The 20335-nt window shown below is 60.5% G+C and carries 19 protein-coding genes; 15 read left to right on the top strand and 4 right to left on the bottom strand.

All coding sequences use genetic code 11. The features are described 5' to 3' along the window. Positions 1-50 precede the first annotated feature (50 nt). The 10 genes from trpE (at position 51) to SH664x_RS02485 (ending at position 11397) form a co-directional block, all read left to right on the top strand. Positions 51-1538 carry an anthranilate synthase component I gene (gene trpE / locus SH664x_RS02530; protein WP_437204769.1) on the top strand — a complete coding sequence of 496 codons (1488 nt, stop codon included), beginning with the start codon at positions 51-53 and terminating at the stop codon, positions 1536-1538. Between the two features lie 316 nt (positions 1539-1854). Next, entirely contained in the window at positions 1855-4902 is a 3048-nt protein-coding gene (locus SH664x_RS02525) for an inverse autotransporter beta domain-containing protein (RefSeq protein ID WP_437204767.1), read from the top strand. A 263-nt stretch (positions 4903-5165) separates the two neighbouring features. Further along, complete coding sequence (locus SH664x_RS02520) at positions 5166-5645, top strand: 3-hydroxyacyl-ACP dehydratase FabZ family protein (protein ID WP_437204765.1); 480 nt, start codon at positions 5166-5168, stop codon at positions 5643-5645. A 122-nt stretch (positions 5646-5767) separates the two neighbouring features. Further along, positions 5768-6520 (top strand): 3-oxoacyl-[acyl-carrier-protein] reductase, encoded by a 753-nt coding sequence (gene fabG / locus SH664x_RS02515; RefSeq protein ID WP_437204764.1) that lies wholly within the window; start codon positions 5768-5770, stop codon positions 6518-6520. A 112-nt stretch (positions 6521-6632) separates the two neighbouring features. Continuing rightward, positions 6633-7514 carry a prephenate dehydrogenase gene (locus SH664x_RS02510; protein WP_437204762.1) on the top strand — a complete coding sequence of 294 codons (882 nt, stop codon included), beginning with the start codon at positions 6633-6635 and terminating at the stop codon, positions 7512-7514. Next, the gene (locus SH664x_RS02505; RefSeq protein WP_437204761.1) at positions 7511-8503 is read left to right on the top strand and encodes an aldo/keto reductase; all 993 of its coding nucleotides are present in this window, start codon (positions 7511-7513) and stop codon (positions 8501-8503) included. Before SH664x_RS02510 ends, SH664x_RS02505 begins: the two co-directional genes overlap by 4 nt. Positions 8504-8656: 153 nt before the next feature. Then, positions 8657-9136 carry a thioredoxin-dependent thiol peroxidase gene (gene bcp / locus SH664x_RS02500; protein WP_437204759.1) on the top strand — a complete coding sequence of 160 codons (480 nt, stop codon included), beginning with the start codon at positions 8657-8659 and terminating at the stop codon, positions 9134-9136. A gap of 66 nt (positions 9137-9202) precedes the next feature. Beyond that, complete coding sequence (locus SH664x_RS02495; RefSeq protein ID WP_437204757.1) at positions 9203-9985, top strand: SDR family NAD(P)-dependent oxidoreductase; 783 nt, start codon at positions 9203-9205, stop codon at positions 9983-9985. A 153-nt stretch (positions 9986-10138) separates the two neighbouring features. After that, a complete protein-coding gene (locus SH664x_RS02490) occupies positions 10139-10657 on the top strand; it encodes a hypothetical protein (RefSeq protein ID WP_437204755.1) in 519 nt (172 codons plus the stop codon). Positions 10658-10854: 197 nt separating this feature from the next. Continuing rightward, positions 10855-11397 carry an O-acetyl-ADP-ribose deacetylase gene (locus SH664x_RS02485; protein ID WP_437204753.1) on the top strand — a complete coding sequence of 181 codons (543 nt, stop codon included), beginning with the start codon at positions 10855-10857 and terminating at the stop codon, positions 11395-11397. Between the two features lie 59 nt (positions 11398-11456). Here SH664x_RS02485 and SH664x_RS02480 read toward each other — a convergent pair whose 3' ends face one another. Together SH664x_RS02480 and SH664x_RS02475 are read right to left on the bottom strand one after the other, a co-directional pair. Next, the gene (locus SH664x_RS02480) at positions 11457-12104 is read right to left on the bottom strand and encodes a bifunctional 4-hydroxy-2-oxoglutarate aldolase/2-dehydro-3-deoxy-phosphogluconate aldolase (protein ID WP_437204750.1); all 648 of its coding nucleotides are present in this window, start codon (positions 12102-12104) and stop codon (positions 11457-11459) included. An 86-nt stretch (positions 12105-12190) separates the two neighbouring features. Then, the gene (locus tag SH664x_RS02475) at positions 12191-12727 is read right to left on the bottom strand and encodes a hypothetical protein (protein ID WP_437204749.1); all 537 of its coding nucleotides are present in this window, start codon (positions 12725-12727) and stop codon (positions 12191-12193) included. A 350-nt stretch (positions 12728-13077) separates the two neighbouring features. Between SH664x_RS02475 and purQ the strand changes: the two genes are divergently transcribed. Then, positions 13078-13884: a phosphoribosylformylglycinamidine synthase I gene (gene purQ, locus SH664x_RS02470; protein WP_437204748.1), complete on the top strand. Its 807-nt coding sequence runs from the start codon at positions 13078-13080 to the stop codon at positions 13882-13884. Between the two features lie 24 nt (positions 13885-13908). On the opposite strand, the gene SH664x_RS02465 is transcribed toward purQ, so the two are convergent. Next, complete coding sequence (locus SH664x_RS02465) at positions 13909-14652, bottom strand: hypothetical protein (protein WP_437204746.1); 744 nt, start codon at positions 14650-14652, stop codon at positions 13909-13911. A gap of 526 nt (positions 14653-15178) precedes the next feature. On the opposite strand from SH664x_RS02465, the gene SH664x_RS02460 reads away from it, so the two are divergent. From SH664x_RS02460 to SH664x_RS02450, 3 genes are all read left to right on the top strand, one after another. After that, the gene (locus SH664x_RS02460; protein WP_437204745.1) at positions 15179-15634 is read left to right on the top strand and encodes a hypothetical protein; all 456 of its coding nucleotides are present in this window, start codon (positions 15179-15181) and stop codon (positions 15632-15634) included. Positions 15635-16111: 477 nt separating this feature from the next. Then, positions 16112-17008 carry a 4-(cytidine 5'-diphospho)-2-C-methyl-D-erythritol kinase gene (ispE, locus tag SH664x_RS02455; protein ID WP_437204744.1) on the top strand — a complete coding sequence of 299 codons (897 nt, stop codon included), beginning with the start codon at positions 16112-16114 and terminating at the stop codon, positions 17006-17008. A 107-nt stretch (positions 17009-17115) separates the two neighbouring features. Beyond that, complete coding sequence (locus SH664x_RS02450; RefSeq protein ID WP_437204742.1) at positions 17116-17700, top strand: septation protein SpoVG family protein; 585 nt, start codon at positions 17116-17118, stop codon at positions 17698-17700. Between the two features lie 113 nt (positions 17701-17813). Here SH664x_RS02450 and SH664x_RS02445 read toward each other — a convergent pair whose 3' ends face one another. Next, positions 17814-18608 (bottom strand): alpha/beta fold hydrolase, encoded by a 795-nt coding sequence (locus SH664x_RS02445; protein WP_437204741.1) that lies wholly within the window; start codon positions 18606-18608, stop codon positions 17814-17816. Positions 18609-18867: 259 nt separating this feature from the next. On the opposite strand from SH664x_RS02445, the gene SH664x_RS02440 reads away from it, so the two are divergent. Then, positions 18868-20247 (top strand): phage portal protein, encoded by a 1380-nt coding sequence (locus SH664x_RS02440; protein WP_437204739.1) that lies wholly within the window; start codon positions 18868-18870, stop codon positions 20245-20247. The last annotated feature ends 88 nt before the right edge of the window (positions 20248-20335 follow it).

Genomic DNA, 20335 nt, shown 5'->3' with positions numbered 1-20335 from the left:
ATCGGAATTTGATTAAGATACGGCCAAACCCCTTCATTCTCAGGCCTGCCATGCATCAGCCGAGCTTTACCGATTTCGCCACCCTCGCCCAGCAGACCGCCTTCCTGCCGGTTTACCGGATGCTGTACAGCGACACGCTGACTCCGGTTTCCGCGTTCTGCAAAGCAGGCTGGACGGCTGACGCATTTCTGTTTGAAAGTGTCGTCGGGGGCGAAAAGATCGGCCGCTACAGTTTTCTGGGGGGGGACCCGTTCCTGCGGATCGAAGCCTTCGGTCGCGAACTGGTGACGACCAGCGACAAGCAGAGTGAACGTCGCACGGTCGACGACCCGCTGCAGGAGCTGGAGACCTTGATTCAGAAGTTCCGGTCCGTGCACCTGCCGGGGCTGCCGCGGTTCGTCGGGGGAGCAGTCGGCTACGCCGGTTACGATGTCGTCCGCTACACCGAACGTCTGGAGCATCCTCCGGAAGATGATCGGGGTCTGCCGGATCTCTCGTTTGCGTTTTATGACACGATGATCGTCTTCGATCACATCAAGAAGACGACGCTGGTGATTGCCCATGCCCGGACCGACAGCGGCGACCTGCGTGGGGAATACGAACGGGCGTGCGCCCGGGTCGATGTCCTCTGCCAGAAGCTGCAGGATCGCGATTCAGGGCTCAGCATTCCCGACGTCTCGCTGAATCAGCAGCCACTCACGAACTGGACCTCCAACTTCACACAGACGGAATACGAAGCAGCGGTCTCCCGCAGTCAGGAATACATCCGTGCTGGCGATATCTTTCAGGTCGTTCTCAGCCAGCGGCTGGAAGTGGAGATTACAGCACAGCCGCTCGACCTTTACCGCGCGCTCCGGGTCGTCAATCCGAGCCCGTTCATGTTTCTGCTGCAGACTCCCCGGACGACGCTGGTCGGGAGTTCTCCGGAAATCATGGTGCGGGTCGAAGATGGGGTCACCACGATTCGCCCGCTGGCAGGGACACGCAAACGGGGGGCGACAGAAGCAGAAGATCAGGCGCTGGCGGCCGAACTGCTCGCCGATCCGAAAGAATGCGCTGAGCACGTGATGCTCATCGATCTGGCCCGCAATGACGTTGGCCGGATCGCTGAATACGGCTCGATGGTCCTCTCGGACGTGATGCAGGTGGAACGCTACAGCCACGTGATGCACATCACCTCCAATGTCACCGGTCAGCTGCGACCGGAGCTGACCGCCCTCGATGCCTTGCGGGCCGGACTCCCCGCCGGGACGGTTTCAGGGGCGCCGAAGGTGCGGGCGATGGAGATTATCGACGAACTCGAGAAGCACCGACGCGGCCCCTACGCCGGAGCGGTCGGCTACATCGACTTCACCGGCAACATGGATACCTGCATCGCGCTGCGAACGATCGTCATCGTCGGGAACAAGGCGTACGTGCAGGCCGGCGCGGGAATCGTGGCCGACAGCATCCCTGCCATGGAATACCAGGAGACGCTCAACAAGGCGCAAGGTCTGTTGAAGGCGCTCGCGCTGGCGGAAACGATCTCTCCCAAGTAACTGCCGACCGGATTCGATGCCTGACGAGGGCGCGCCCCGTCCCGTGCGCGCTGCGGTTCTGCCTGCGCAGTTCTTTAAGAAATCCGGGTTGTTTGCTTCCCCGGACACGACCGCTATCCGTGTCACATCGGGTAAATCCGGTCAACCTGGCATAAGCGTTACAGTTCGCATCGAGTCTGCCCATTTCCGTGCCGATAACTGATACGACCCATACGGTCTCTCATGACCGCGGAGGGTCTACGTGAATGGAACCCGTTCTTTCCGGTCGGGATCGGCAGAAAGTGCCGGTTACGGTTTCGCTGCAGAGGGGCAGACAATGAAGTTGCGAAAAGCCTGCAAGGTCGGATTGCTGAGCCTGCTGCTGACACCGATTCAGGCGTCCGCTCAAACCTTCTACCCGGAAGAGGGGGGTTACGCGACCCTGCCGGCGGCCAATGATTACACCGGCTCGATGGCGTTCGGAGACGGCTATCTGTGGGCTCGCGGCGACATGGGGAAACGCCCCGGCGTGCAGGGAGACTATTTCTCTCTGGGAACGTTCGTCCCGATGCACATCTACGGGCCGGACAGCCTGTACTTCATCGACGGTGAAATGTGGGTCAACGAACAGGCCTACGTCGGCGGAGATATCGGACTCGGCTACCGCTCTCTGGTCGGTGATTCGAATTTCGCCCTCGGCATCAACAACTTCCTCACGTGGGACACCACCAACGACGGCAGTTCCTTCCAACGGTACAGCATCGGCGCGGAATGGTTCACGAACTACCTGGGTGGTTCTTTCAACGCCTACATTCCGTTCAACACCGACAAGGAGAATGTCGGCGGTCCGATCCTCACCAACAACTCCGAGTTCCGCAACAACAACCTCTACTTCCTGAATCAGCAGGTTGTGGAACAGCAGATGGCCGGAGTCGACGGCGAAGTCGGCTCGCCCATTCCCGGGATCGAATGGCTGTCACTGTACGGCGGCGCCTACTATTTCGACGCCCATCAGGGGGAGGCAGTCCGCGGCGTCTCCGGTCGCGCGATGGTCGACATGACCTGCGCGATCTTCGACCTGTCGGTGCAGAACGACTCCACCTTCGGGACGACCGTCAACTTCGGCGCGGAAATCCGCACGGCCGGCGGACCGTTTGTGTTTGCTCCGCGGTGGCGGAATCTCGACGTCAAGCTGCATGAACGGGTCCGCAAACGCAGCCGCATCCTGACGCAGAAATACACCGACCAGGTCGACGAACTCGCCATCAATCCCAATACCGGATTGGCGTACACCTTCGTGCATGTCGACAACACCGCCGGCGACGGGGGAACCGGAACGGATGAAGACCGGTACGACAACCTGGGACTGGCCTCCGGCAGCGGTACTGACTTCATTCTCGTCCATCGGGGCGATACCACCCGGGCCAATCTGTTGCAGGCCGGAGACGGCCTGACCCTGTCCGACAACCAGATCGTCCTGGGCGAAGGGGTTCCCTTCCTGCTGCAGACTGCGAATCGCCCTGGCCCGGTGGCACTCCCGGACTGGGATCAAACCGGCAGCAGTCCGTTCGTCACCGCCAACGCGGGTCGAGACATCATTACGCTCGCCAACAACAATCAGGTCATCGGCCTGAATATGATCTCGTCCCTGAACGGGAATATGATCGGCGGCGACGGCATCCAGAACTTCACCATCCGCGATATCAACACGGATATCACACCGGTGCAGACCACCGGTTCAGGCGGGGGGATCGTGCTGACGAATGCCACCGGCACCGGTTCCATCAACCGCTTCAACTTCCGGGCCGACAATACGACAACAGCTGACGGCGGAATCGTGATTCGCAACGTGAATCAGCCCGCTCTGAACCTCACCGCCCAGAACTCCAGCTTCATCGAAGGGGGAGTGCACGGGGTGGAGCTGTTTGCCAACAACTCCCTGATCAACGCCAATCTCAGCCATCTGCATGCGTCCGAAAATCAGGTCGGCCTGCTGCTCGAAGCCCGCAATGGTGGCAGCGTCAATTCCACCGTGGCGGACAGCAGCTTTACCGATGCCGTCGGCCTGACCGCACGGAATATCGGCGTGGTCGGCCAGAGCGGCGGCAGCGTGAACCTGAACGGGTCCAACGTGACGGCAACCGGTTCCGCCCTGGATAACCTGTCGATCAATCTGCAGGGAGCGACCGGACTGGTGGCCCTGACCGACAGCAATCTGGACGGTGCCGCGGATGACAACGTGCAGGCGCTCACTTCATCCAATGCCAACCTGACATTGAACCTGACGAACACGTCGGTCGATGACGCACAGGACCGTGCGTTGAACATCAACGCCCAGACGAGTTCGGTCGTCAACGCCAGCCTCGTGAACAGCACCTTCGACAATACCGTCGCCGGAGATGCTGCCGGGATCAGTGTCGCCAGCAGCGCGACGGTCACTGTCAATTCGACCGGCTCCAGCTTCAACGATGCCGGGGCCAACGGCCTGGCGGTCGGCGTCAATTCGAACGGCACGTTCAACGGCACGTTCAACACCTCCACCTTCGACAATGCCACCAACAATGGCGTGTCGGTCTCGGTCAATACGGCAGAGGCCAACCTGAACCTGATCGACTCCTCCGCCACGGGAGCGGGCAATCACGGTCTGAACCTGAATGCCAATGCAGGAAATCTGGTCGCAGACCTGAGAAATGTCGCCCTGGACGACGCCGGCACGAATGCCCTCAACATCAACGCCGTCAGCGGTTCGGACGTGACGGTCACAGGAGACAATGTCTCCGGTTCGGGGGCCGGTAACGACGGCATCCACATCATTTCCACCGACAGCGTGGTTTCCGTCAACCTGCAGAATCTCGGCTCCTTCGCCAATGCCGGAAACAACGGGGTCTACGCCAGTGTCACCGGTGGCAGCGAGGGAGACTTCTTCCTCGGGCTGAGCGGACCGGGTGGGTCACGGGCCGATTTCTCCGGAGCGGGGAACAACGGCCTGGATCTGAACTTCACCAACTACAACGGCTTCGACGGTGCCTCGCCGCTGACGTTTGAAATCCGCGATATCGATTTCAGCAGTGCCGGAAACAACGGCTTCCAGCTGACCTCCATCGGCGATCAGGTGGCACCGACTCCGTCCTCCTTTGACGGACTGCTGGTCAACACCGATCTCGGGAATTCAGCCAACGACAGCTTCAACGCCTTCCTGAACTATAACCCGATGGCTCGCGTGGAATTCATCGACTCGATCTTCGCCCCGATTGGCGGAGAGAGCTACGACATCATGGCGGACAACAACACCAACTTCACCGTGATCTTCGACAACACGCCGACGCCGGCTCCGTTCTCTGTGATTCAGCAGAACGGTTCCGTGGTGACGACGATCGTCGAGTAACCCATGACGCAGAACTGCTCCAGTCGCTGAAAGTGACGGCTGGAGCAGAAGATGCGACTCCATCCGCCCTTTGCTACCGTGGGCGGAATGGGGCGGAAAGCGGCACGGCGGTTGTGGTTTGCGGGGGCCGGGTCTATATTCCAGCCCTTCAGAAGTCCCGCGAGGAAAGTGCTGCCGGGCGACGTGCGGGTCAGATCTGGCTTCGCCTGCCCAACGGAATCCGCAGCCGGCCCGCATTTGAACTGTTCCAGATACCCGATGACATGCGTTTTCTGCTTCTCGATAAAATCACGGAACTGCAGCCTGGGGAATCGATCAGCGCAGTGAAAAACCTGTCGCTGGCCGAAGAATATCTTCAGGACCACTTTCCCGGGTTCCCCGTGATGCCCGGAGTGCTGCTGGTGGAAGCGCTGGTTCAGACCAGTGCCTGGCTGATGCGGGCCACCGAAAACTTCCAGTACAGCACCGTCGTGCTGAAGGAAGCGAAGGCGGTCAAGTTCAGCTATTTCGTCTCTCCGGGCAAAACGCTGAAGATCACTTCGAGCGTCCACAAGAAGGGAGACCGCGAGTGGACCTTCAAGGCGGCCGGTGAAGTCGACGGGATTTCCACCGTCTCCGCCCGGCTGACACTGGAACAGTCCAACGTCATTGAGAAGTATCCCCAGTTGACGAACGCCGATTCGCAGCAGACGGAAAAAATGAAAGAGATCTTCGCGGTTCTGTGGTCCGAAGCGAATCGCTGATTCGACTGCCCGACGGGCCGAATTCGGTCGACGAGCACACCGTGAGGCCCTCGAACTCCGATCAGATCGCAAACAAACCGCTTCAGCCCCTGCTGGCGCTTTTTTAATCAAGGAAATCAGACATGAAACTCGACGGACGGATCGCACTGGTCACAGGCGGCAGCCGCGGCATCGGCAAGTCCATTGTGGAAACTCTGGCACAGCGGGGAGCGAAAGTCGCCTTCGTTTACAAATCGAGTCAGGCCTCTGCCGAACAGATCGCTAACGATCTGAACGCCAAAGGGCATGAAGTGTGGGCCATCCAGGGGGACGTGGCCAACAAGGCGGAAGCCGATCGCATCGTGGCCGACGTGCTGGCCAAGTGGCAGCGGATCGACATTCTGGTCAACAACGCTGGCATCATTCGCGACGGTCTGCTGGCGGTCATGGAGCCGGATGCCTGGCAGGCGGTGATCAACACGAACCTGGGAAGCGTGTACAACTTCTCGCAGGCCGTCATGCGACCAATGATGTCGCAGCGCTACGGTCGCATCGTCAATATCTCCAGCGTCGCCGCCGAATTCGGCAATCAGGGTCAGGTGAACTACGCCGCGAGTAAAGGGGGCATCCAGGGTCTGACCCGCTGCCTCGCCACGGAAATCGGCCGTCGCAATATCACGGTCAATGCCGTCGCTCCCGGATTCATCGAAACCGACATGACCGAAAGCGTCCGCAACGCCGCTGAAGGAGAAATCAAGAAGCGGATCGCTGTCCGTCGGCTCGGCAAGCCGGAAGACATCGCCAACGCGGTCGCCTTTCTCGCCAGTGATGAAGCCTCGTACATCACCGGCCATGTGCTGACGGTTGATGGTGGTCTCACGCTGGGCGGCATCTGACCCGCTCCGGCCGGGAGTGAACTCCTCCCCCATTTTGAATTCAACGCGCCGACGAGTGATCCCGCTCGCCGGCGCGTTCCACTTCCGGAGAGCGCAGGAGTACAATCCGGCCATGACCGGGAACACCTTTCAACTGCAGCGTCTGGCGATCGTGGGAGTCGGGCTGATCGGCGGCTCGCTGGCCAGCGCTGCCAAAACGCGCCAACTCGCACGTGAAGTCATCGGCATTGGCCGAAGTTCCGAGCGACTGCAGGCCGCCAGCCGGATGGGAATCATTGATCGCGGAGTGATCGATCCCGCTGATCTCGATGATGTCGATCTCGTGGTGGTCTGCACCCCGCCCGACCGGATCGCGACCGATGTCCTCCGGGTTCTGCAAAGCGGTTCCACGAAAACGATCGTCACCGATGCCGGCAGTGTGAAAGAGGCGATCGTCGCCGCAGTTTCCAGCACGACCGAAGGTCATCGCTATCTGGGCTCGCACCCTTTGGCCGGTTCGCATCTGGGGGGTTTCGAGCACTCCGATCCCAATCTGTATCAGGGTCGGCTTTGTGTCATCACACCGACCGAGTCGACCGATCCGCGACAGCTGCAGTTTGTCCGCTCCTTCTGGGAAGCGGTCGGAATGCAGGTGCGGGAACTGTCCCCCTCCGCACACGATCGGATGCTGGCCCTCACAAGCCATCTGCCGCATCTGGCTGCCGCGGCGGTGGCGACTCAGGTCGACCCAAGCTGTTTCCCGTTCGCAGCGACTGGCTTTCGTGACACGACCCGGATTGCTGCGGGAGACCCGGACCTGTGGACGGCCATCTTCTCGATGAATGCTGAGCATCTGGCGGAACTCACTGCCGACCTGATCTCCACACTGGAAGAATTCCGGCAGGGACTGCTCTCAGGGGACTCAGCGAAGCTGCAGCAACTCCTGAGTACAGCCCAGAAACAGCGGCTGCAACTGAAGCAGCTGGATGGAGATTCCCAGAGAACGCACGCATGAGCACATCGTCCGCCAACCAGTTTCCGTTACGACCGTTGGGACAAACAGCGCTGCGGGTGACGCCGGTGGCGATGGGCTGCTGGCCGATTGCCGGAGTCACCAGCATCAACGTGACCCGTGAGCAGAGCTTGCGAACCCTGCGGGCGGCTGTGGATGCGGGCATCAACTTCTTCGATACCGCCTACATCTACGGGTATGAGGGGGAGAGTGAAACGCTGATCGGCGAAGCCTTTGCCTCCCGCGATGCGGGGCTCGTCATTGCCAGCAAATGCGGCCTGCACTGGGACGCGGATCGCCAACAGACGCGCGATGCCCGGCCAGAAACAATCTTTCGCGAGTTCGCGGAATCGACCCGTCGCCTGAAGAGAGAGGTGATTGACCTGTACTATCTGCACGCTCCTGACCCGCAAGTGCCGGTGGCAGAATCGGCCGGCGCGCTGCGGGAATTGCTCGATGCGGGACAAATCCGGGCCGCCGGCGTTTCCAACTTCCAGACGCTGGAGCAACTGAACGCGTTTCACGTCGTCTGCCCGATCAGCGTGGTGCAGTCACCCTTCAACATGCTGCAGAGGCAGATCGAGCGGGAGCAAATCCCCTGGTGTCTGGAGCACAATGTCTCGCTCGTGGCCTACTGGCCGCTCATGAAAGGGTTCCTCGCGGGAAAGATTTCCCGTGATCATGTCTGGGACGAACGGGACGGCCGGCAGCGCTACCCGGTATTCGTGGGCGAAGCATGGGACAAGACACACGATTTTCTCGATGAGCTGCGACCCATCGCGGCGGAAGCTGAATGCTCAATTGCGGAACTGGTGATCGCCTGGACGATTCAGCAACCGGGCATCACGGCAGCGCTGTGCGGAGCCAAACGTCCGGAGCAGATTCAGGAAACCGCCCGCGCGATGGGGGTACGGCTGTCATCGATTCATCTCGAACGGATTGCCGCAGCCATTTCTCGCCGAGGAGAAGTGGACACGCCTCCAATTCGTTGAGTTCGCTTGAAACCTGGAAGCCGGATCGGCTGATCACAGCTCCCGTTGCGGTCGATGGGAGCCTACAGGGTGAAGTGATGGCGAAGGGTAGCTCCCGAGACAAAATGCTTTAAACTGCAAAACTGTCTCGAACATGATTTCAGGATGCCGTTCATGTCGCTCCCCGTCGTTGGAAAAAAAGCCCCCGCGTTCACGCTACCTTCGATTCCTGGCGGGAAGATCAAGCTCAGCGACTTCGCCGGAAAATCGAATGTCGTGCTGTACTTTTACCCGCGCGACAATACCCCGGGCTGCACGCAGGAAGCGTGTGATTTCCGCGACAATCTCGCTCGACTGCAGCAGGCCGACACGGTCGTGCTGGGGATCAGTACCGATAGCCTGAAGTCTCACGAAAAGTTTGCCGAGAAGTTCACGCTGCCGTTTCCATTGCTGTCCGATGAAGATCATGCCGTCGCCGAGAAGTACGGCGTCTGGGTGGAAAAAAAGAACTACGGCAAGACCTACATGGGACTGCAGCGCAGCACCTTTCTGATCGGCAAGGACGGGAAGTTGCTGGCGGTCTGGCCCAACGTGAAAGTCAAAGGACATGTCGACGAAGTGGCGGCCCGAATCGAAGAACTTGGGCAGGCTTAGAGCAGGTTGCTCTGGCCTGTGCCCGCGCAGCCAATGTTGATTTGAAATCTGTCAGGGAGAAGAGAAATGTCGACTGGTTCTCGTCGAGTTCTGGTGACCGGCGCATCGCGCGGTATTGGTCGCGGCTGTGCACTCGAACTGGCCCGCAGTGGCTGGGACGTGGCGGTCAACTTCCGTTCGCATCCGGAAGAGGCTGAGGAGGTCGCCGCCGCCATTCGCGCGCTGGGACAACGGGCTCTGATTCTGCAGGCAGATGTCTCTGATCAAGAGGCCGTCGAGCAGATGGTGCAGAAAGTCGTGGAGGAGTGGGGAGGCATCGACGGCTTCGTCTCCAATGCTGCCTACAGCGACCGCGAACGGATGATCGCAGCTGACATGGCCGGCTTCCGCAAGACGATTGACGTCAGTATGTGGGGAGCCTTCTATGGGGTGCGGGCGGTCGCCCAACAGCTCGTCCGGCAGGGGACCGGAGGTTCGATTGTGGTGGTCAGCTCTCCGCATGCGGTCATCCCGATCCCTCACGCGATGGCCTACAACATGGCAAAGGCTGCAATCGATCACATGTCCCGGACGGCGGCGATTGAACTGGCTGCGCACCGCATTCGGGTCAACGTCATGCACCCGGGGTGGATCGACACCCCCGGGGAGCGGAAGTTCTTCACGGAAGAACAACTCGAGGCAGGCGCCCAGTCGATCCCTCTGGGACGGCTCGGACAGCCCGAAGAAATTGGCAAGATGGTCGCCTTCATGATGGGGGACGCCTGCGATTACATGACCGGCAGCACCGTCCTGCTGGACGGCGGGGTCAGCCTCCCCTGGTGGTCCCGACGCGAAGAGGGAAAGCAGTAAATTCCGGTGTCCGGCACCAATCGCCACCGCCGTTTCAAGTGAATGCCCGTGTCCGGAACCGGTCGCCTGCAGCGGCACCGTGGTTGCGACTGCGCTGAAATTCGCGTAAACCTCACGTATCTGATTGTTTTGCATCCCGCTGAAAGGAAGACGATGATTCGTTTCGCATCCCCGCTGACCCTGTGTCTGGCTGTCACCCTGATGTGCGGTTGTCCGAAAGCTCCGACTCACCAGCTGGGAGCCGACGCAGACAAAGATGAAGTCAAGGCGGTTGCCGGCCACGACCATCACCATGACCACGGCCCGCACGGTGGTCATATCATTGAACTGGGAGAACACCACGGCGAAGTCTCCTTCAGCACGGACCGGGTCCTGACGCTGTACATCCTCGGCGCGGACGCCAAGACCGCCGTTCCGGTGGCTGACGCGACAGCCGCGCTGCACCTGCACACCGGCACCGAAGAGAAGGAATACGCCCTTAAGGCGGCTCCGCTGGAAGGTGAAACCGACGGCAAGACCTCTGTCTTCACCGTGACGGGGCTGCCCGACAGCATCAAGGACATCGAAGACGTCAAAGGTGAAATCATCCTGACGATTGCCGGCAAGTCGGTCACCGCCGAACTGGCTCACGATCACCACGACGATCACAAGCACGAAGAAACCAAGAAGTAAGCCCTCTGGTTTGCAATCCCCGGGTTAACCCGGGGATTCTTTTTTGAGTCCCTGCCGTTTTCCCGCAGTGGTGCGACTGGACGCAGCGGCAGATCGCTCTTGCCAGTCCTCGCGCAGCAGGCGTTTCGGCTAGCGAAATGCTGACGTCCGCGTGGCGAGGACGAGGCAATCAAAAGACAACATGCTCGAGAGTCGACATGCGTCGAATGCTGGATGACTGCGTGGTGGAGCTCGTGATCGGAGAGATCACGGCCCAGACTGTCGATGCAATCGTGAATGCCGCGAATGCCCAGTTGATCCCCGGAGGAGGAGTCGACGGTGCCATTCACCGTGCCGCCGGACCTTCCCTGCTGGAGGAATTGCGGGCCCGTTATCCCGAGGGATGCCCTACCGGTTCTGCGGTCTCTACATCAGCCGGACTGCTGCCGGCACGATTTGTTTTCCATGCTGTCGGACCGATCTGGAGCGGAGGACGGCAAGGGGAACCGGACCTGCTGCGTTCGGCGTATCAGCGCTGCCTGCAGTTGGCGACGGAGCTCGAATGTCGCTCGATCGCGTTTCCGGCAATCAGTACCGGAGCCTATGGATATCCTCTCGACCGGGCAGCAGAAGTGGCGTTGACCACCATCGTCGACTTCCTGCAGGAACACGAACAGCCGCAACTGGTGCGGCTGGTGCTGTTCAGCGAAGGAGCTCACGGAGCGTTCGCCCGTGTCCTGCAGGAGCTTCTGGACGACTGATGCCGGCCCTTCCACGGCACGGGCCGGCGAGGATCAGTGCGAGCAGTGATCCCGAGGTCCTACTTCGCCCGGGCTTCCTTCATCTTGGCGACGAACGCCTCCGCGCGAGACTGAATGCGCTGCATGTCTCCCTTGGCGAGCGCCTCTTTCTCAACCAGTGCGGTCCCCAGCCCGACGGCGCAGGCACCCGCTTTCACAAAATCTCCCAGCGTGTTCAGGTCGACTCCCCCGGTCGGCAGCAGACGGACCTGCGGCAGAGGGCCATGCACCGCCTTCAGGTAGTTCGGACCTCCGATATCGGCAGGGAACACCTTGACGATGTCCGCTCCCGCTTCCCAGGCGGTCAGAATCTCGGTGGGGGTGAACGCACCAGACATACAGACCTTGCCGTACCGCTGGCAGAGCTTGATCACCTCGACGTTGACCACCGGCGTCACGATGAACTCGGCCCCGGCCAGAATCGCGGCGCGGGCCGTTTCGGGATCCAGTACGGTTCCCGCACCGAGCAGAATCTTGTTCCCCAGCTCTTTGCTGATCTGACTGATGATCTCCAGCGCCCGGGGAACGGTGAATGTCACCTCAATGACATCGATTCCCCCCGCCAGCAATGCCTCGGAAACCTTGACCAGCTGGGCCCCATCCGGAGCACGGATGATGGAGACGATTCCGGAATTCAGAACGCGCTGGAGGTCGGACTCTTTGGGCATGGAAACACATGGGTGCTGGAACAATCGGTTCGCCCCCGCCGGCACAGATCCTGCACTCCGGGGCGAAGTGTTCCCATGTTCTACCGTCAATGCGTGGCGGCGTACAGTTCAGCGAATTCCAGCACCCGCTGGTCGATCAGTTCCATGAACGCGTCGCGGTCGAACTCCACCAGCTTCTGATAGTGCTTGCGATTCAGGACTTCCCGATTGCGGACCGTCCCCTTCACCACCAGTTCCAGAATGCTGGCATTGGGGCTGAACGGACTGATCAGCACTTCCAGTCGGCTGTGCCGCGATTCCGGCGGTCGACCCGGGGTCAGATGCAGGTCGTCGCGCAGCAGGCGGCCCCCCCAACCATCATCACTGACGACGCTCTGATACTTGAAGCCGGGGACATGATCCACGAGCTTCAGCAGGCATTCCTCAATGTGGTCGGACAGATCCAGCCGGTAGCTGGAGTGCATGGCCCGCAGTTCTTCCACAGAGAGTTCCCGCGCCAACGCCGCGCGCCCCAGGGCATCACGGGTCTTTTCGCCACGTTCCAGTGCTCTACGGAGACGGTCGTCGAAGTTCATGGGAGTATTCTGTGCCACTGCGGGTGACAGCTGAGGTTGATTTGACATACGAGATTCTAGGCGACCGGCGGCAATTCGGAAAGCTCTTGTTCCCTGGTCGACAGGAATCCATCCGCCGTGAACCGCAAGAGTTGCGGTTTGCGGGGGGCTTCCGGAAGCGGGAAAGGATTTCCCACTCGCAGGGGGGCCGACAGCGCTGGGGAATTCGCTCCACCATTTGCCTCCAACCACCTGTCCCTGTAGAGTCAGTTCTGGAAATCTGTTTGTCCTCGCCCGCGCAGCCTGCTCGATCTCGTCCCCCCGACGGCTGGCCATTTGAATCGTGGAATCCCCTGTTCCCTTTGGCGAGGACGAATCGACCAGAAATTCAACGGATTTAGCGAGAATAGACAGTAGTCATGGCGGCTCCCCGAGTTTGTGTGCTCCGTGCCCCGGGCACGAATTGCGATCACGAAACAGCCTTCGCTTTCGAACAGTGTGGCGCCACGGCAGACCGCGTGCATCTTTTCCGCCTGCTGGAACAACCCGAACTGCTGAATCAGTATCAGGCACTCTGCATCCCGGGAGGGTTCAGCTACGGAGATGACGTCGGGGCGGGTGTCGTATTCGGCAACCAGCTGCGGGTCCAGCTGGTCGAGTCTCTGGGGAATTTTCTTCAGCGCGACACGCTGATGCTGGGGATCTGCAACGGGTTTCAGGTGATGCTGAAGGCCGGAATTCTCCCGGGTGGAGCGGCCACGTGGGGACCGGAAGCAGGACTCGAGCCTGACGCCACTCTGACCTGGAACGCCAACGGACGTTACACGGACCGCTGGGTCACGCTGCGAATCTGCTCGGAAAACAACGTCTTTCTGAGGGGAATCGAGTCACTGGAATGCCCGATCGCACACGCTGAAGGACGCATTGTGGTCCGGGATGCGGAAGTGCTCGAGAAATGGCGCCGGCAGGATCAGATCGCTGCCCGCTACACCAGTGCCCCGGAGGTCGTTCCGACCAACGACCTGCTCGACAGTCCCATGAACCCGAACGGATCAGTCGGCAATATCGCCGGACTCGGAGATCCGAGTGGCCGCGTGCTGGGCCTGATGCCGCATCCGGAACGGTTCCTGTTCGCCACGCAACATCCGCAGTGGACGCGACGAAACCTGCGGGGTGAAGGGGACGGCATCAAAATCTTCCGCAACGCCGTTCAGTATTTCGCCTGACACCCGCACCGGCCGCCGACAGGCTTACCAGCCGACAGCCAGCGTCTGCATCCCGATCATCGCCAGCGCGGCCGTGCAGCTGACTGAGATGTTATCGTTGACGGGGAGCGGGAGAGTCTCCACAACAGCACACAAGGTCACCGCGGGCATCACGCAGAGCAGTGCGGTTGCCACCGGCACCGACGGGGCCGACAGCACATACACTAGTGTGCCCATAATGGTGCCGACGACGATAAAGGCATTCATCCCTGCCCAGCTCTTACTGGGATTCCACGGGATGCGATCCCCCTGCCGAAGCAGGCCGGCAAACGTGGCGCTCCCATCGCCGAACGCAATGATCGCGGTCGTGGTGAAGGCCAGTTCGAGGTGCCCACGAAACAGCAGGCACAGCGCTGTAATGGGAATGGCGTAGCCGATGATCGGCGTAGAGTCTTCATCACTGCGTCGACGGATCATGCCGTGACAGCGGGCAGCGCAATAGACCGGGATGACAATTGCCAGCAGGACAGCCATCACCATCTCTGGCAGTGGAACAGGATTCAACCGCGGGATCTGGGTGGCGATGATCGCCCCGAACCCGGGCGCGAAGTGCCAAAGCCGCCGCCGGAGTTCCTGATGGCCAAGCCTCTCGACAACAAAGTTCAGAGGGGACGGGCCCGCTGCAGAGGGTTTCACAAGAGTCGATTTCGCTGCGGAGGAATAGGGATGCCGCGCCGTCGGCCGTTGATGTCGATCCTTCCGTGCTGAAATTGCTGTTTGCGTATTCATGGCGTCATCCGAAAGTGAATTCTCGAGTGATCCACGGACTCTTCCCCGGGAAATGCAACTCGCGTACCTGTTTCGATGTGGCCCGCAGGAATACACACCTAATCCTTATTCCTCTTCCCATGCATCGGAGCGATTGTCTTCAGCAACCCACAGGAAAATTGTTCCCCACTTCACCAAAACTTGACTCTGGAGGGATTCTTCCCGGAATTGCAAAAATGCAGGTCGTAGCGAATGCGCGACAATCACCCACAATGACAGCCGGCGAAGCAGAAACACTGACCAGAGGTCCACTTCTTGACCCGTGCGGCAACCACCCAACGAAACTTGAGCGGAATGCGACTTTTTTAAAAAGTCGTCTTGACCGTTTTTTCGAACGCTTCTAATTTCCCCGCCCACAACGCGGACCTCGAGCCGCCCCCTCGATTTCACATCCATTGAATCCCTGTCAGACCACCCCCTGAAGTCCTCGATTCAGCAGACTTCAGCCCCTCCCCGAATCACTCTCTCTCCAATCAAGGAAGTTCCCATGAAGCGGTTTGCTTTATTGCTGTCATGCGCATTTTTCCTCGCTGGCAGCGGCTGCTGCTGTCACCAGCGTCAATGTGCTCCGCCACCGTGCGGTCCATGCGGAGGCTACGGCGCCGGCTTTGCCCCTGTCGCTCCTTATGGAGGGGGATGTCCGGGTGGAGCCTGTGGGGCGACCTATCCGTCAGGTGCTTATTTCAATGGGTCGACGACTGCCTACGCACCGTTTGGCGCCACCGCTGCTGCTCCAATGGAAACGACTACGACTGCTGTCGCGTACAACGCTCCCGGTGCCATGCCGATGACCAGCGCCATGCCCATGAACACCGCGATGCCGGTTTCAACCGCTTCGGCGATGCCGTTCGGTGCACCGACATCAGCGAATATCCCCACTCCCGGAGTGCTGCCGGCTGGTGCTTACTCCACCGCCGCCATTGCCCCGATGCCCCGTTACTAAATTCGGACTGGAATTTCCGGCCCGCGCGCAGCACGCATTGCGTGTGACGAAACGCACACTCCCGCGTGCTGAAGAACGGGACAAACAAACGTCCAGGAACTCCAGACAAATCTCCAACACGCTTCCTGTTCTGGCGGCGGAACAGCAGGCGATCCAGCCAGGTTTGTCACGGAAACACCGCCACACGCCAGGAAGAGACCTGACCGTCAGCTTCCGGGTTGCACAAGCCATGGGAACAGGATGCTCGACTTCGAGATGTTCCACTTCCGCTTCGACACCGGCAATTGCCCGGTGTCTTGTGCTTTCTGCAGGCAGGTCTTTTGAAATGCAGCGGCAGATCTGCTGCGGACAGAGAATTTGATTGACACCTCCCCGTCACGCCGTACCATCGGGGAGAGTGGAAGTCTCTGCGACGGCGTTGCCGTTCCAGAGAGACCGGGTGTCGCATGACAGAACTCGGCAACAAAGAGGACAGGGATGCGCGTCACGTGGCAGGGTTCGTCTTTGGTCGTCCGGACCCCCGCCAAACTGAATCTCTATCTGCAGGTTGTCGGCCGTCGCCCCGATGGCTACCACGATCTGGAGACGCTCATGGTCTCCGTCGGGTTGTATGACACCTTGAAGTTTTCGCCGACGGTCGATGCGGCGATCCGGCTGACGTGCGCATCGGCTCTCGCTTCGCCAGCAACGATCCCGACCGATGAACGGAATCTCGTGGTACGCGCTGCCCAGCTGCTGGCCCGGCAGACAGGACACTCCCAGGGAGCGAGCATTCACCTGACCAAGCGGATTCCGATGGAAGCCGGGATGGGAGGAGGATCGAGCGACGCCGCCGCCACACTCGTGGGTCTCAACCAACTTTGGAATCTGGAGAGAACTCCTCAACAGCTGCACGCCTTGGCAGCCCAACTGGGAAGCGATGTCAACTTTTTTCTCGATTCACCCGTCGCTGCAGCCTGCACCGGTCGCGGTGAAGCCATCGTTCCGATCGAGCTGCGACGTCCCCTGAATTTCGTCATCGTTCAACCCTCTTCAGGACTCTCCACAGCCCGCGTGTTTCAGGCGTGGCAACAGTTCGGACAGCAATGCCGTACCGATCTGGCGACCGTGGTCGAGGCCGCGGCCCGACCGGACGCCACAGCCTGGCCGCAGGTCACTGATAACGACCTGGCCTCACCTGCCAGAAGCCTGAACCCGGAAATGAATGCACTGCTGCAGAAGCTGGAGACACTGCCCGCGCTCGGTTGTGGCATGACCGGCAGCGGCTCCGCCTGTTTTTTGATCTGCCACTCATCGCGACAGGCCCGAACACTGGCTGGCCGCTGTCGTCACTGGAATCTCGGCCAGGTCTATCTGGCTTCAACGGGAGTCTGAAAGCGGAAGGAATGTGAAAGTGCAGGTCAACCGGCCGGCACTGCGACAGTGAGATCAATTTTGAAGCGAACGACTCGTTTCCCGGGCTGGCCTCAAGGAGGATTGTCATGGAAATCACAGAGGTTCGAATCAAGCTGATGGAGGGGGGCCAGGATCGCCTGCTGGGCTTCTGCTCCATCACCATCGACAAGGCATTCGTGGTCCGCGACCTGAAGATCATCCGGGGAAGCAAAGGACCTTTCGTGGCCATGCCCAGCCGCAAGCTGACCGATCGCTGCCGCCAGTGCGGTAACAAGAATCAGCTGCGGGCCGCTTACTGTTCGAACTGCGGTCGCATGCTGGGAGAGAACCGCTCCCCCAAGGCGGCCGATGGTCGCGCCAAGCTCTACGCCGACATCGCACACCCCATTAACTCCGAATGTCGCGACGCCATTCAGCACCGGGTGTTGCAAGCGTTTGAAGAAGAGATTCTGCTCGCGCAGCAGCCCGGCTATATCTGTCGCTACGATGACTTCGGAGAGTTCGAGTCCACCCCCGACGAGCTCGAACACTGGGATGAAGAAGCCCCCTCAGCGGCGGCGCCGGGACGCCAGCACCGCTGGGATCTCGGTCCTCATCCTTTCCGTCAGCCACCGCACTCCGCTGTGGACCTTCCTCTTCGGACCGATGAATTCGGTTCGGGAATTCTGTAACGAGGCGCAGTTCGCCGGATTCATTCTTCGCGCAGGAATCGGGCGTCGGTTTCAAGCTTCACTGCCGAGCAGCCGACAGGGGACTTCAGGAGTCAAAACCCTCTCGCCGGCACTCAGCTGTCGAGGAAGTCTCGGATGGCATCGTTGACGAGCGCTGGAGCTTCCAGTGGAGTCATATGCCCCGCGGAGGGGACTTCGAGATACCGGGCGTTGGGCATGGCTGCAGCCATCGTCTGCATTTCCCGTGCGGGAATGATTTCATCCTCGGCTCCAGCGATGACCAGTGTCGGGATGTCGATCGTCGGTAAGCGGGAGGTCAGATCTTCGCGGACAGCCATGCCATGCAAGGCGGCCGCGATCCCCTGCGGCGGGTTCGAGAGCATGATCTGACGGGTCTCTTCCACCTGCTCCGGATATTGCTGCTGAAAGGTTTTGGAGAACAGCTTCGCAGGCATGGAATCGGCGACGACCCGGGCCCCTTCGGCCAGCACGCGCGCCGCGGTTTCCCGACGGCCGGTGCGGGCAGCTTCGGAATCCGCAGCGGCGCGGGTGTTGCACTGGATCAGTCGTTCCAACCGCTCCGCATGGCGTCTCCAGAACTGCCAGGCGATGTATCCTCCCATCGACAACCCGCAGAGAGTGACCGGCTTGCGGACTTCCAGTGCATCCAGCAGAAGCGCGAGATCATCCGCGAACTGCTCCATCGTGGTGATTCCGGTCGATCCGGAACTCTTGCCCAAGCCCCGTAGGTCGGGAGCCAGCACCCGATGCGTGGCGGAGAACTCATTCAGTTGTGCCTGCCACATCCGGTGATTCAGTGGAAACCCGTGCACGAACAGCAGCGGGTCACCCGATCCCGCGTCAAAGACATTCAACTGCTGTGTGCCGAGATCCACGCGCTTCTGCATCAGTTCTCTCCTCTCACTCTTCGTGCTCGCTGACCGGACAAGACTCTCTATTGGAACAGCCGAGGCGGGTTGAGCAAGGTCGCAAATGAATTGATCGGCAATTTCCCGGCAGTTCCATCGACCGCAATCCTCCATGGGCTCGCGATCGGCTCATCCCGGACTGCGAAGTCTCACGGCCCTCTTTCCTGCGCAACCGCATCCCTGCAGTTTGAAGCGGAATTTCCGCGCACTCAGGCCTCCGGGGGATCGGGACGCGAGCATGTTCAAGTATCTGCGTGACCAATGGGCGACGGTTCAGTTGAAAGCCAGGTACCAGCGACTGGTCCACGAACGGCTGCTGGAGCTGACAGAGGAGTCGGCCCAACGTCCGGTTTCAGAAGACCCCGGAGACTGGCAACTGGTCGGAACCGCCAAAGGACAGCTGTCGACACAGGGGCAATCGAGCGTCCGGGATCGGGCCCGGCGACTGGTCCGCCAGAATCCGCACGCCAGCAACCTGCTGCGGCTGCTGGAGGCCTACGTGACCGGACCGGGACTGCAACTCAATCATCACACGGTGATCGCAGCGACGGCCGCCGGAGACAGTGAACTGCTGCAGCGGGCTGATCAGCTGTGGCAAGCGTTTCTCGCGTCGAACTGTCGGCACTATTCTTTTCGTGAACATGCCCGCCGCACCTGGCGCGACGGCGAATGCTTCGTCCGCAAGTTTCCGAGTGACAGCTGGCCGCCGGCGGTTCGGTTTGTGGATCCAGAGCAAATTGCCCCCAGCACAGAAGCTCCTCACTCGCAGGGAATCGTCTGCGATCCGCAGGATGCCGAGTTGCCGCTGTACTATCTGGTGGTGCCACAACAGTCGGGATCTCAGGGGGCAGAGCGAATTCCCGCGGAGGTCATGCTGCAGACCCGGATCGGCGTTGACTCGAACGAGAAGCGGGGGATCTCGGTCTTTGCTCCGGTGCTGGACTCGCTCGACTGCTATGAGAAATGGCTCGAAACCGAACTGCTGGCGAGAAAGCTGCAATCCTCGGTCGTTCTCTGGCGGAAGGTGCAGGGTTCTCCGCAGATGGCCGAGTCGGTAGCCGATCAGGCGGGGCAATCGGGTTCGGGACGAGAGGCCCGACGCGAACGGTTCGCCCCCGGCACGATCCTCACGACCAATCACGGCACCGACATTCAGTTTCTGCAGCCGAACACCAATTTCGGGGATGCGGTCTCGCTGGGGCGGATGCTGTTGCTGAGCGTCGCTGCCGGGGCAGGTTTGCCCGAATTCATGCTCACGGCCGATGCCTCGAATGCGAATTTCGCGTCGACCATGATCGCGGAAGGTCCGGCGGTCAAATATTTCCAGAGCGAGCAGCAATTCTTCGCTCACGAATTCACCCGGCTCTGGCGCTCCATTATGGGCGATGCTGTGGAACTCGGGTTGCTGCCCGACGACTTCTTCTCCCGGGTGACGACCAGCTGGACCTTCCCTCCACTGGTGAACCGGGACCGTCCCCGCGAGCGGATGGCCGACGTGCGACTGATCGAAGCCGGGGTTCTGTCCCGCGCGGAGGTCTCCCGGCGGGAAGGGGTTGATCCGGCCGCGATGCGGGTCGAACAGCAGGCAGAAATGCCGGAAGGACGCTCCAGGGACTGAGGCAGAACAAGAACGGAGAATCCGCAGGACGTGTGTGCACGGAGAATCGCACACGAGCCACACGACCTGTACAACTGCACCCGCAGAC

This window comes from Planctomicrobium aquicomposti (assembly GCF_051466325.1).
Classification (GTDB): Bacteria; Planctomycetota; Planctomycetia; order Planctomycetales; family Planctomycetaceae; genus Planctomicrobium.
The sequence above is the reverse complement of the archived record's forward strand: the minus strand, read 5'-3'. Positions and strand labels throughout refer to the sequence as shown.